This window comes from Demequina zhanjiangensis (assembly GCF_030418315.1).
Classification (GTDB): Bacteria; Actinomycetota; Actinomycetes; order Actinomycetales; family Demequinaceae; genus Demequina; species Demequina zhanjiangensis.
The window spans coordinates 217,050-229,495 of sequence record NZ_JAUHPV010000002.1 but is presented as its reverse complement, the minus strand read 5'-3'; the positions used below and the strand labels follow the sequence as shown (position 1 = coordinate 229,495).

The following is a 12,446-nucleotide window of genomic DNA, read 5'->3' as shown; positions in this document are numbered from 1 at the left end:
GGCGGGTGTGCGGCGTGTCGGCCCCGAGATTGGTTCGCAGTGTCGGGCGCAGGGGCCGAAGGTAGGCTCGCCGGAGTGAGCAGCACCGACCCCAGCACCCCCCGCCGCGCTGACGGGAACACCCCCCGCAGTGGCGAACGCAGCACCCCTGTCACCCTGTCCGAGTCGGACGCCGATGCGCTCCGGGCCGCCCTCGCAGGCTGGACCGTCGACACCGTGACCGAGGCGCTGGGGGATCGCGCGATGCGTGCCCTCGGTCGAGAGCAGACGGTGCCTGCGCAGCGCGAGGCAAGGCGGCTTGGCGGAGACCCGATCGGCATCCTCAGCAGGCTCTTCACGCTCGGCGACGAGGTCCCGCGGTCTCAGGTGGCCGACGCGTTGGCCGGCTTCGGCGTGGAGCGGGCGATCGCGTCGGGCCTGGTGGAGGCGGCGGGCGCGGGCGACGCCGATTCCGTGCGCGCACGCGTCGACCTCCGCCCGACAGCCGCCGCCGGCGCGGACGGCGAGTCGACGGTCGACTGGTGGCTCGCGTCGGATCTGGGCGAGGCTGTCACGGGCGCGCGCCTGGCGGACGACCACGTGCTCGGCCTCGGCGGCGCCTCGACGACGCTGGCCGGCGCGACGATGCGTCGTCCCGTGGGCCGCGTGCTGGACCTGGGAACGGGCTGCGGGATCCAGGCGCTGCACGCGTCGACGCACGCGCGCGAGGTGGTCGCGACCGACATCTCGCGCCGCGCGCTGAGCTTCGCGGCCTTCAACCGCACGCTGAACGCGCCGCCCGCCGCGTGGGAGCTGCGCGAGGGGTCGATGCTTGAGCCTGTCGCGGGTGAGCAGTTCGATCTGGTGGTCTCGAACCCGCCGTTCGTCATCACTCCGCCGGGGGCGCCGAGCTTCGAGTATCGCGACGGCGGGGTCGGCGGCGATGGCCTGGTGGGCGGACTGATCCGTGAGGTCGGCACCGTGCTCGCTCCGGGTGGCGTGGCGCAGCATCTGGGGAACTGGGAGATCCGCGCGGGCATGACCTGGGAGCAGCGTCTCGAGGAGTGGCTCGACGCGTCCGAGGTCCCGCTGGACGCGTGGGTGATCCAGCGCGACCTGCTCGACGCTGCCGAGTACGCGGAGACGTGGCTGCGTGATGCCGGCGTGACCCCGGAGCGGGACCGCGCAGGTTTCCGCGCCGCGTACGAGGCGTACCTGGCGGACTTCGATGCGCGTGGGGTCGAGTCGATCGGCTTCGGGGTGGTGACGCTGCGGCGCCCTGTGTCGGGAACGCCGACGCTGCGCAGGCTTGAGGAGCACGAAGGGGCCGTCTCCGGCCCCTTGGGCGCGCACCTGGCGGCCGCACTCGACGCGCACGACTGGCAGGCAGGTCTCACGGATGACGCGCTGCTCGCCGAGCGCTACGTGGTCGCGTCGGACGTGACGAAGGAGACGTACGGCCGCGCGACGGAGCACGATCCCGAGCACATCCTGATCCGTCAGGGCGGCGGGCTCGGGCGGGCGGTGCGCGCGGACACCGCGCTCGCGGGCTTCGTCTCGACCTGTGACGGGGAGCTGACGGCCGGCCAGATCTCGGCGGCGCTCGCGGCCCTGCTCGATGTCCCGACGGCGGCCATGGCATCGGGCCTGGCCGACGCCGTGCGGGGCCTGGTCGTGGATGGCTTCCTGCTGCCGATGTCCTCGGACTGAGGGTGCGCGCTGCGCACGTGCCGTGCACGGCCGCAGGGGCGGCCATACGCTGGCAGCGTGACAGCCCAGGAGATCGACGAGTACCTGTCCGGCTATGACGGTGAGCATCGCAGCACCATGGCCGAGTTGCGCGCGCTCCTGGAGGAGCTGCTTCCGGACGCCGAGCCGTGTCTCAGCTACGGCGCGCCCGCGTACAGGGTCGGCGGGAAGCTGGCTGCAGGGTTCTCCGCTGCGAAGGCGCACGTCACGTTCTTTCCGCACTCGGGCACGGTGCTGGGATCGCTCGACGCGACGGTGCTCGACGGGTTCAGGTGGTCGAAGGGGGCCGTTCAGATCCCCCTCGGGGAGGCGCCTCCACGCGCGCTGATCGCGACGGTGGTGGAGGCGAGACTCGCGGAGCTGGCCTAGGCCCTGATGCCCAGGTCGGTGGCTCGTCACCGACCGAGAATGAGGGAGCCGAGCGGCCTCACGGCGCTCGACGGGTCTTGCGGCGCCCGCTGCGAGGCGTCCCGCCCTGCGTCCTCGACGCTCATCCCCAGGAGTTCCGCATCATGGCGCTCGATCCGCTGAACCTCACCGATACGACCGATGACGAGTGCTGCGGCGGCCGCGGCAAGGGTGACGGCGAGTGCCGTGGCGAGGGTCGAGGTCGGGGCAAGGGCCGGGGAATGGGGCACGGCGGCGACGCATGCTGCTCCGATGAGCCCGTCGCGAGCTCCGACGCCGACGAGGTGCTTCGCGAGCGCCCCCTGCACCGCCCGGTGTTCACTGAGGGGTGGAAGGCGCCGTTGCCCACGGGCGAGCTGACCTTCGAGGAGGTCTGCGCGAAGGCGCGCGAGGAGGTGGGTGCGGCTCAGGACGTCGTGGTCGAGGTGCCGAGCCCGGATCGCCGGCGCGCGAGCTCCGCAGATGCGGCCCGGCAGGGCTTCGGTGAGGGCTTCGATCCCAAGTTCCTGGCGATCGCGGCGCTGAGCGCTCCGAACCTGGAGGACTGGCCGGGTCGGCTTGCGTCGACCGTGCTCCTCCAGGGCTGCCCATGGCGCTGCACGTACTGCTTCGGCACGGACCTGCAGGACTCCCGCAAGGGCGGCGCCGTCGAGTGGGAGGATGTGGAGCGGGAGCTGCGGGCACGGCGTGGACACACGCAGGCCGTCGTCTTCTCGGGAGGGGAGCCGACGCGCCAGGGCGCGCTTTCGGAGGCGATGCGCCTGGCCAAGGAGATGGGCTACGAGGTGGGCCTGCAGACCGCTGGCGCGTTCCCGGGGCGCCTGGAGCTCGCGCTCCAGCATTGCGACTGGGTGGCGCTGGACATCAAGGGGACCCCGGAGGGGTACTCGGACATCACCCGGACGGGAGTCGCGGGTCGACGCGCGTACCAGTCGCTCGAGATCGTGCGCGATTCGGGCGTGGAGTACGAGGTGCGGTTGACGGTGGATCCGCTCACGCATTCGCGCCAGGACATCCTCGACACGGTGGCGGAGATCGAGCGTCGCACGGGCCGAGCGCCCGTGCTGCAGGAGGTGCAGCTCGCGGGCACGAGCCCGGCGTATGCCGAGGCTGTCGGCGACCGCTGCCTCGCGGACGTGCTTGAGCCAGGGGATCTTCCCGAGCTCGTGCGCCGCTGAGACTCCAGGCGCCCGGTGGTCGGCATCGGGGTGCCTGGGTGTCGGAAGCCCCCGTCCATGGCGGACGGGGGCTTCTTCATGTCCTCAGTGCGGCCGCTGCGCCGATGTCCCTGGGTGACGCGTTGCCCACACGCTTTGGTGACACGTCCAGGACGTCGGTCCCGACGGCGGAAAAACTTGGTGCGAAGGTCCCGGGTTTAGGCCCGGGCGTCGGGAAGAAGGTCCCTAGGGGACGTGTCAACCGGCTGGAACCGTGGGTGTCACAAGCAAGATCCGAAACCCCCCGGAAGGAACCACTGATCCCCATGGTCAAGAAGCTCAACATCCTCGGAGCGTTCCTCGCTCTGGTCGGCGCAGCCTTCGTCGCAGCAGGTCTGTTCGCCTACTCCCAGGTCGCCGCAGGCGCCAACTCCCTCCAGAAGTTCTCGGAGGCCCAGAACGTGCAGCTGTCCTACAACGAGGACGGCGTGCTCATCGACCGCGGCACCGTCGAGGGCGCCGAGGGCATCCTCGACCTGCTCGAGAACGACTGGGGCTACAACGTCAACTACTCGGAGCTCGACCCCAACGACCCGCTCGTGAACACCGGCAGCGAGTACATGTACCAGATGGCGCTCGTCGGCTACCACACGCTGCACGGCACCACCACCGTGGTCCTCGAGGAGGACGTCGAGTACAACGGTGAGGTCTTCGAGGCCGGCACCTACGAGGTCGAGACCGACGGTCGCTACTGGGCCGACTTCGACCGCATGCACCCGCTCGAGGGCCCGGCTCGTGCCCAGGCCTGGAACCCCACCGCGCACGCCCTCTTCGGTGAGCTCGGCGTCGGCTCCGTGACCGCCTCGACCCTGCAGCTCGGCACCGGCATCTCGGCCTTCATCGGTGGCCTCGGCCTGGTGTTCATCGCCCTCGGCGCCGCCGCCGTGTGGTTCGCCTCGGGCCTCAAGAAGGAGTCGGCCGCCACCGTCGCCGCCGACGACAAGGAGCTGGTCAACGCGTAAGCGTCAGCGACTCTCTCCAGGAGGGGTCCCGGTTCGCCGGGGCCCCTCCTTCTTCGTCTCTGGCGTGTCTGATTCGTCCCGGATCGTCCGCGTGGCTGAGGGATTCCTGAGGAGGGCCTGAGGAACCGTCTCAAACCCTGGTCGAAGGCCTCGAGTCCCCGTAACTTCCCAGGTCTGTGCCCTGTCGGCCGACGGGGCTTCCATCAGCCTGAGGAGTCCTCCGTGCGTCCCCTGCCCCGTCCACGCTCCACGACCGCGCTCGCCGTCGCCGCGGCCACCGCGACGCTCGTGGTCCTGTCCACCGCCGTCGCAGGCGCCGTTCCGAGTGAGCCCGCCGACGGCTCTGCTGCGTCGCCGTCCGTGTCGGTGTCCGCCGAGCCGCCGGTCGAGGAGGTCACAGCCCCGGCAGGTGCGCCGACGGAGGAGGCGGACCCCGCCTACTCCGAGGCGCCCGAGGAGCCTGCTGAGGCGTCATCCGAGATGCCGGGCGAGGCGCCGTCGGCGGAGCCTGCCGCCCTCGCGAGCAAGGAGCTCGCGCCCGAGGGTGAGCCCGTGGCCCCCTCGGCGTCCGCCGACCCCGAGGCCGACCTCGCTGAGCCGGCCGTGAGTCCGAGCGTGACCACTGCGGGCGTGGAGAAGTCTCCGCTCAGCGAGGACCCGGGGACGGTGGAGGTGAACGGCTGCACGTTCGACGTGCTGTACCCCGGCGAGGCTCAGGTGACGATCGACGACGTCCGCGGCTGCACCGACGTGGTGATCCCCTCGCAGGTGTCGGGCCTGCCCGTGACGATCGTCGGCGACGGCGACACGATGTCGGGGGCCGACGCGTTCACCTCGCTCGACGTCCCGGCATCCGTCACCCGGATCGGCAACAACGCCTTCCGCGACGCGGACGCTCTCGCGACCCTCACGCTGCACGAGGGCCTCGAGCGGATCGGCGGGGGAGCGTTCGCCGCCTCGGACGCCCTCACCTCGCTGGTGCTTCCGTCGACGGTGACCTCGATCGGCGGACGAGCCTTCGAGAATGCGACGTCGCTCTCGTCCGTCGACCTGGGACAGGTGTCCGAGGTGGGTGGTCTCGCATTCTCGAGGACGGCGATCGTCGACCTGGTGGTCCCGGCCAGCGTCACGGACGCAGGAGACACCGCGTTCGGCAACATCGCCGCGCTGCGCACGCTGCTGATCGAAGGGGACCCGTCTGCGTTCCCGAAGTTCACCTTCCTCAACTCGCCGAGCCTTGAGTCCATCGAGTTCCACTCGACCCAGGCGTCTGCCACGTTCGCGGGCAACATCTTCCAGGGCGTCGGCCAGCCTGGCGCGCGGCCCACCGCGTTCTTCCACGACGGGGCCTTCGGCTTCGACTGCGATGGCGACGTGCGCGAGCTCAAGGTCGGAGGCGCGACGCTGCCGACTCGCTGCCTCTACACGGTGGACTTCCAGCAGGAGGTCCTGTCGATCGCGCCGGCGTTGCCGCATGTGAAGGAGGGCACGATCATCACCGAGGAGGACGTCACGCTCAACGTGTTCGTGCCGTTCGACCAGGTGTTCGTCGGCTGGAGCCCTGCGCTGCCGCACGCCGTGACTGCGGACACCGTCTTCACCCCCGTGCTCGAGTTCAAGGTTCCCGGCGACTACATCCCGAGCGAGGACGACCTGGTCGAGGAGGCGCAGGGCGGCTTCGTCGTGCCGCCGACCGTCGTCGCGGGTGGCACGCTCACGCTGACTCCGGAGCCGCCGACCCCGCTCGAGCCGACGGCGACGAGGTCGCTCGGCGGCGAGGGCGGCACCGAGGACCCGACCCCGGCGTCGACGCGCACGCCTGCGCCTGGCGGCACGGGCGAACCCGAGCCGGATCTGATCCCTCCGTCGGCCGACCCCGAGCCGACTCCCGACCCTGATCCCACTGTTGACCCCGACACCCAGATCGACGTGCTCCTCTTCTCGGAGCCGGTCGAACTGCAGATCCTGGACTTCACGGAGACCTCGCTCACGGTGCAGATCCCGGCCGATGTCACGCCTGGCGAGCACAAGGTCGCCGTCTACTCGGTGTTCGGTGAGCTGGCCGGCTGGCAGCCGATCACGGTGCTGGCGGCGCCTGACGCCGCGCCGGGAGGCGAGAACGGCGGCGGCGCTGGCGGCGAGGGCCAGGGCGGCGGTGAGGAGGCCGCAGGCTCCGGCGGCGAGGACGCGCCCGACGAGGGCGTCGCTGCCGCAGGTGACGAGCGCCCGGTCCCGGCGGGCGCAGGCGCCGGTGGCACTGGCGTGCTCGCGTCGACCGGTGGCGAGCACTACGCGATGGCGCTGCTCGCTATGGCCCTGCTGGGCGTGGGCGGTGCCCTCATGTGGGCGCGCAGGATCACGTCCTAGCGGCCAACCGAGTGTGGTGTCCGGGAGGGGATGGGCGGGGGCTCCCCCCTCTCGGACGCCGCGTCAGGCCGTGCGCAGGGTGGCGGCGACCCGCTCCCACACGGACGGGTGCGCGGTGAGGATGCCTGCGTTCACATCGCCGCCGGGCAGGTACTCGAGGCCTGACGGCCGAGCCGAGGCGAGGCCGGCCTCCTGACAGATCAGCGCACCGGGGGCGTGGTCCCAGGGAAGCGTGCGGGTGAACGCGACATAGTCCGTCGCCCCGGTGACGACGTCGAGGTAGTCCCAGGCGGCGCAGTAGCGGATCGGCTGTGCGGGTCCCATCGACTCGGCGGCGGCGAGCAGGGCGTCGCGGTCGCCGTCGTGGAACTTCGCGGAGACCGCCCCTCGGAGCGCGGCAGGGTCGGCCGGTGCCGACGCGAGCAGGCGCTCGCCGTCGAGGAACGTCCCGACGCCCTTGGCTGCGTGGATCTCACGGCCGACGGCCGGGTAGGTGATCCATGAGGCGACGGTGCGACCGTCGTCGATGAGCGCGACCATGCAGCCGAAGGCCTCAGACCCCGCCACGAAGTTCCTGGTGCCGTCCACAGGGTCCACGACCCAGACCGCACCCTCGCCGTCCACGAGGTCGAGCAGCGAGCCGTCCTGTGCGGTCGCCTCCTCGCCGACCACGGGAACGTCCACCAGCTCGCGCAGGGCGGCCGTGATGTGACGCTCGGCGGCCTCGTCGGCGTCGGTCACCAGGTCCCACTCGGAGGACTTGGTGCGGATCTCGTGGCTCTCGAGGGCACGCCAGCGGGGCATGACCTCGGCCTCGGTGGCGGCGTTCATGGCGGCCAGCACGGCCTCGGACAGCTGCGGGGTGATGGTGTCGGGAGGAAGGCTCACGTCCCCCATCGTGGCACGTGATCGAGGATGCCCCGCGGGACCTGCGGCACCGACCGCCCCCAAAGGGGGCGTGACCTGTGCCCGGGAACGGTGTCGCCGTCCGTATGTATATTGAGTGCGTTCCGACCCCTGCAGGTCGCCTCACCGCTTCTCTTCCTCCAAGGCAAGGCAGGTCCGATGCCCCGCAAGCTCGTCATCGTCGAGTCGCCCACCAAGTCGCGCACGATCGGCGGCTATCTGGGTGACGACTACGACGTCGTGTCCAGCGTCGGCCATATCCGCGATCTGGCGGAGAAGTCGGAGCTGCCCGAGGAGGTCAAGAAGTCGCCGGCCGGCGAGTTCTCGATCGACATCGACGGCGGCTTCATGCCCTACTACCGCGTGGACCCGGGCAAGAAGAAGGTCGTCGCGGACATGAAGAAGCGCCTCAAGGAGGCGGACGAGCTCTACCTCGCGACTGATGAGGACCGCGAGGGGGAGGCCATCGCGTGGCACCTGCTCGAGGTGCTGAAGCCCAAGGTCCCCGTGAAGCGCCTGGCGTTCCACGAGATCACCAAGGAGGGCATCGCCCGCGCGCTCCAGTCGCCGCGCGAGGTGGACATGGAGCTCGTGGAGGCGCAGGAGGCGCGCCGCATCCTCGATCGCCTGTACGGCTACTCGGTGTCGCCGGTCCTGTGGCGCAAGATCCAGGGCGGACTGTCCGCGGGTCGCGTGCAGTCGATCGCGCTGCGCTTGGTCGTGGATCGTGAGCGGGAGCGCATGGCGTTCCGCTCCGCCGAGTACTGGGACCTGCAGGCGACGTTCACCGCGAAGGAGGGGCCCGACGCGGGTCGCAGCTTCGTGGCCCGCCTCACCACGGTCGACGGCAAGCGCGTCGCGACCGGCAAGGACTTCGATGACCGCGGCGTGCTCAAGAGCGACAAGGTCACCCACATCACGGCCGCGACGGCGGGTGCGCTGGCTGCGGGCCTCGCCTCGGCGGAGTTCACCGTCGCGGGCGTCGACTCGAAGCCGTACAAGCGTCGTCCTGCGGCGCCGTTCATCACGTCGACCCTGATCCAGGAGTCGAGCCGCAAGCTCCGCCTGGGCGCCCGCGACGCGATGCGTGTGGCCCAGGGCCTGTACGAGCGCGGCTACATCACCTATATGCGTTCCGACTCGCCTGGCCTGTCCGGCGAGGCGACCCGCGCGGCCCGCGCTCAGGCGCTCGAGCTGTTCGGGGCCGACGCCGTCGCCCCGTCGGCACGCGTCTACGCCTCGAAGGACTCCAACGCGCAGGAGGCGCACGAGGCGATCCGCCCCGCGGGAGACACGTTCCGCACCCCGGACCAGCTGCGCGCCGAGCTGCGCGGCGACGAGTTCCGCATGTACGAGATGATCTGGAAGCGCACGATCGCCTCGCAGATGGCCGACGCCGTCGGTACGACCTCCACGGTGCGCCTCGCCGCGACGACGGCCGAGCACCACGCGGTCGAGTTCTCCAAGTCCGGCACGATCATCACGCAGCCGGGCTTCATGGCGGTCTACGAGGAGACGCGCGAGAAGTCCCGCTACGAGGAAGACGACGCGCCCACGTCGGGCGGCAAGGCCGACGACGACCGCCTGCCGCAGCTGACGGAGGGTCAGGCCGTGGACGCGGCCGACCTCGAGCCGCTCACGCACTCGACCACACCGCCGCCGCGCTTCACGCAGGGCTCCATGATCAAGGAGCTCGAGGACCGCAAGTTTGGCCGCCCCTCCACGTATGCGTCGATGGTGGACCTCATCATCGCCCGCGGCTACGTCCGCGTGGACAAGCAGGCGCTCGTGCCCACGTGGCTCGCGTTCGCGATCATCCGTCTGCTCGAGGAGCACTTCGGCTGGCTCGTGGACTACGACTTCACGGCCGACATGGAGGAGGACCTGGACCGGATCGCGCAGGGCGGCATGGCCCGCGTCGACTGGCTGTCCGAGTTCTACTTCGGCTCCGGCGAGGACGCCGACGGTCGAGGCGAGGGCCTCAAGAACCTCGTCGACAACCTCGGCGAGATCGACGCCCGCGCCATCAACACTTTCTCGATCGGCGACGGCATCGAGCTGCGCGTCGGCCGCTACGGTCCCTACATCCAGCGTCCCAAGGCCGACGGCGACGAGGGCGAGATGGACACCGCGTCGGTCCCCGAGGAGCTGGCGCCCGACGAGCTGACCGTCGCCAAGGCGAACGAGCTGTTCGAGAACCAGGGAGGCGACGAGCGCTCGCTCGGCACGCACCCCGACCTCGGCACCGAGATCGTCGCGAAGGCCGGACGCTTCGGCCCGTACGTGACCGAGGTGCTTCCCGAGGGCTCGAAGCAGAAGCCCAAGACCGCCTCGCTGTTCAAGTCGATGGACCTCGCGACCGTCACGCTCGAGGACGCGGTGAAGCTCATGGAGCTGCCCCGCGTCGTGGGCAAGGACCCTGCGACGGACGAGGAGATCACCGCGCAGAACGGCCGCTACGGCCCGTACCTCAAGAAGGGCACGGACTCCCGCACGATCGAGTCCGAGGAGCAGCTCCTCTCGATCACCCTGGACGAGGCCCTCGCGATCTACGCGCAGCCCAAGCGCGGTCGTGGCCGCACAGCGAAGCCGCCGCTCAAGGAGCTCGGCGTGGACCCGGTGTCGGAGAAGCCGATCGTCGTGAAGGAGGGACGCTTCGGCGAGTACATCACCGACGGCGTCACGAACATCACGATCCCGCGCGGCACCACCGTCGACGAGCTGACCCACGAGCGCGCCGTGGAACTTCTGCAGGAGAAGCGCGAGAAGGCTCCCGCCAAGAAGCCCGCGCGCAAGACCGCAGCGAAGAAGAAGACCACGACCACGCGCAAGGCGGCGCCCAAGAAGAAGTGAGGGTGCGTCGTCTGCTCTGGGCGGCGGTCGCGCTGGCGGCCGCCGGATTCATCGCGCTCATCTGGCTCAACACGCGCACGCTGTGCGACATCGACTCCGCCGGGCATGAGGTCTGCAACGCAGGCCCTGTGATGGGCGTCCCCGGCGGCGTGATCGCCACCTTCGTGCTCGGGCTCGTCGCCGCGTTCTCCCTGGTCAGGGCGACCCGCCGGGAGTAATGTCCGCTGCATGAGGTCATGGATGCGGTGGGCGATGGGGGTCGCGGCCGTCGGGGGGATCGCGCTGGTCTGGCTCCTCGACACGGCGGCAGCGTGCTACCCGTACGACGACGAAGGAAACTACACGGACGCGTGCGATCCGAATGCTCTCAGCGTCAGCCCCTGGGTGATCGTCGCGACGCTCGCGCTCGCGCTGCTGCTCGCAGCCGCAGTCTTCGGTGGGCGCACCGCCGACCGCGCTGACCTCGTCGAGACCTCCAGGGTGGGTTGACGCGGTCGGCTGTCGCCTGTCGCCTGTCGCCTGACGTCGCGAGGTTCGCAGGTTCCTAAGCATCGCCTCGCGTGCCTACCCTGCAGGGACTGGTGAGCGACGTGGCAGATCAGTGGGAGAGCGCGTGCACCCGAGCGCTTCCGCGACTCGGGGCGTATGCGTACGCCCTCACGGGCTCTCGCGCAGCCGCGGAGGAGCTGGTGCAGGCCGCGATCGTGAAGGTGCTGGCCTCACGGCTGCGCTTCCCGGGCGAGGCTGCCGTGGAGTCGCGGCTGACCGACGCGGTCCTCGCGCTTCACCTGGAAGGTCCGCGGGGTCAGGCGCGCTGGGTGGTCCCGCCTTCCGCCCACGATGACGCGGCGCAGCACGGCCAGGAGCAACCGACGGACCCCGTCGCGATCGCCATGGCGGCGCTGCCGCCTCAGCAGCGAACCGCGCTGGCCATGCGCTACCTGGATGGATGCTCGGCATCGGCGATCTCGCAGCGCCTGCACCTCTCGGAAGGTGCCGCCCAGCGGTGCCTCGATGACGGGCGTGCGCGGCTGGCAGCTCTTCTGGGCGCCGACGACGTGGGCCCCGAGCCCGAGCTCGTCGAGGTGCGGGAGGCGCGGCGATGAGGGATCTCAGGGCGTTGCTGGGCGACGGCGTGGCGGGCGAAGGGAAGCGGGTCGCCGAGTCGCTGCGCGCCGCAGGGGCGGTCGAGGCGGCCGCCGCGCATGCACGACCGCTGCGTCGCAGGCGGCTCCTGCGCGGGGCAGGGCTGGGCGCGGCTGCTCTCGCCCTCGTCTCGCTGTTCGTGGGCGGCATGGTGGCGACGCCGAGCGACCCGCCCGAGGCGCAGCCCGCGCCGACTGTGACGGCCACGATGCCGGCAGCCCCTCTCGTGCCGCCGTCGCCGCGTGCAGGCACGCGGTCGGGCGAGGGCGTGCTCGCGGAGGGTCCGTGGAGGCTGCGCGAGTCGAGGTTCGTGCGCGCGCTACGCGACCGAGGGTTCGTGTGCGGGGACGAGGTTCCGGGCCTGTACCCGAGCGCGCTGTGGGAGTGGCTGCAGGTGGGCATTCGCTTCGAGGCGCGCGCCCTGACCATCGACGACACGCTCCGCGTGGAGGGCTCGCCCTCGGAGGCCGTCGCTGGGTTCGCACCGCTGTTCGTGCAGGCGGTCGCGAACGTGGTGCCTGAGGGCATCACGCTCGATGCCGCGGTGGTCGTGGTGCGGGACGACATGGTCGTCGGTGTGAGCCCGCTCGAGATCCCGGTGGCGGAGCTGGGCGCGCTTCCCTCCAGCTACACGGATGACTGGGAGGTGCCGCTCTCGAGCGAGGTGGCGCCGGGCCTGTGCACGGAGGGATCGGTACGCGGTGCGCGCGCCGGGGATGGCGAGGCGCGCCTGCATCTGGTGGTGAGAGCGCTGGGTCCCGAGGGGCAGGTGAGGGGGGCCTGGATCGACATCCTCGACTCCGAGCGGCTCCCCACGGTCGAGTTCACAGGCCTCGCCGGCTGACCGGCGCACGTCCCG

Annotated in this window: 11 protein-coding genes; 10 read left to right on the top strand and 1 reads right to left on the bottom strand. The window is 71.0% G+C overall.

Translation table 11 applies throughout. The features are described 5' to 3' along the window. Window positions 1-156: 156 nt before the first annotated feature. The 5 genes from QQX04_RS03675 (at window position 157) to QQX04_RS03655 (ending at window position 6,682) form a co-directional block, all read left to right on the top strand. Window positions 157-1,689 (top strand): DUF7059 domain-containing protein, encoded by a 1,533-nt coding sequence (locus tag QQX04_RS03675; RefSeq protein WP_301126941.1) that lies wholly within the window; start codon window positions 157-159, stop codon window positions 1,687-1,689. 57 nt (window positions 1,690-1,746) lie between these two features. Then, window positions 1,747-2,097 carry an iron chaperone gene (locus tag QQX04_RS03670; protein ID WP_301126372.1) on the top strand — a complete coding sequence of 117 codons (351 nt, stop codon included), beginning with the start codon at window positions 1,747-1,749 and terminating at the stop codon, window positions 2,095-2,097. A gap of 143 nt (window positions 2,098-2,240) precedes the next feature. Further along, window positions 2,241-3,314 carry an anaerobic ribonucleoside-triphosphate reductase activating protein gene (locus QQX04_RS03665; RefSeq protein WP_301126370.1) on the top strand — a complete coding sequence of 358 codons (1,074 nt, stop codon included), beginning with the start codon at window positions 2,241-2,243 and terminating at the stop codon, window positions 3,312-3,314. A gap of 305 nt (window positions 3,315-3,619) precedes the next feature. After that, entirely contained in the window at window positions 3,620-4,315 is a 696-nt protein-coding gene (locus QQX04_RS03660) for a hypothetical protein (RefSeq protein WP_301126368.1), read from the top strand. A 222-nt stretch (window positions 4,316-4,537) separates the two neighbouring features. Further along, window positions 4,538-6,682, top strand: a complete 2,145-nt coding sequence (locus QQX04_RS03655; protein ID WP_301126367.1) for a leucine-rich repeat domain-containing protein — start codon at window positions 4,538-4,540, stop codon at window positions 6,680-6,682. A 63-nt stretch (window positions 6,683-6,745) separates the two neighbouring features. Here QQX04_RS03655 and QQX04_RS03650 read toward each other — a convergent pair whose 3' ends face one another. Continuing rightward, a complete protein-coding gene (locus QQX04_RS03650; RefSeq protein ID WP_301126365.1) occupies window positions 6,746-7,570 on the bottom strand; it encodes an inositol monophosphatase family protein in 825 nt (274 codons plus the stop codon). A gap of 177 nt (window positions 7,571-7,747) precedes the next feature. Between QQX04_RS03650 and topA the strand changes: the two genes are divergently transcribed. The 5 genes from topA (at window position 7,748) to QQX04_RS03625 (ending at window position 12,431) form a co-directional block, all read left to right on the top strand. Continuing rightward, on the top strand, window positions 7,748-10,441 hold the full coding sequence (topA, locus tag QQX04_RS03645; RefSeq protein WP_301126364.1) for a type I DNA topoisomerase: 2,694 nt from the start codon (window positions 7,748-7,750) through the stop codon (window positions 10,439-10,441). 2 nt (window positions 10,442-10,443) lie between these two features. Beyond that, window positions 10,444-10,659 (top strand): hypothetical protein, encoded by a 216-nt coding sequence (locus QQX04_RS03640; protein ID WP_301126362.1) that lies wholly within the window; start codon window positions 10,444-10,446, stop codon window positions 10,657-10,659. A gap of 10 nt (window positions 10,660-10,669) precedes the next feature. Continuing rightward, window positions 10,670-10,930, top strand: coding sequence for a hypothetical protein (locus QQX04_RS03635; protein WP_301126361.1), 261 nt, complete (start codon window positions 10,670-10,672; stop codon window positions 10,928-10,930). A 92-nt stretch (window positions 10,931-11,022) separates the two neighbouring features. Beyond that, window positions 11,023-11,547 carry an RNA polymerase sigma factor gene (locus QQX04_RS03630; protein ID WP_301126359.1) on the top strand — a complete coding sequence of 175 codons (525 nt, stop codon included), beginning with the start codon at window positions 11,023-11,025 and terminating at the stop codon, window positions 11,545-11,547. Then, on the top strand, window positions 11,544-12,431 hold the full coding sequence (locus QQX04_RS03625; RefSeq protein WP_301126357.1) for a hypothetical protein: 888 nt from the start codon (window positions 11,544-11,546) through the stop codon (window positions 12,429-12,431). Before QQX04_RS03630 ends, QQX04_RS03625 begins: the two co-directional genes overlap by 4 nt. Window positions 12,432-12,446: the final 15 nt, after the last annotated feature.

Bases quoted from the DNA above. Each gene is read 5' to 3' on its own strand.
- QQX04_RS03665 (WP_301126370.1), top strand. From the start codon at position 2,241: ATGGCGCTCGATCCGCTGAACCTCACCGATACGACCGATGACGAGTGC.
- QQX04_RS03660 (WP_301126368.1), top strand. From the start codon at position 3,620: ATGGTCAAGAAGCTCAACATCCTCGGAGCGTTCCTCGCTCTGGTCGGC.
- topA (WP_301126364.1), top strand. From the start codon at position 7,748: ATGCCCCGCAAGCTCGTCATCGTCGAGTCGCCCACCAAGTCGCGCACG.
- QQX04_RS03635 (WP_301126361.1), top strand. From the start codon at position 10,670: ATGAGGTCATGGATGCGGTGGGCGATGGGGGTCGCGGCCGTCGGGGGG.
- QQX04_RS03625 (WP_301126357.1), top strand. From the start codon at position 11,544: ATGAGGGATCTCAGGGCGTTGCTGGGCGACGGCGTGGCGGGCGAAGGG.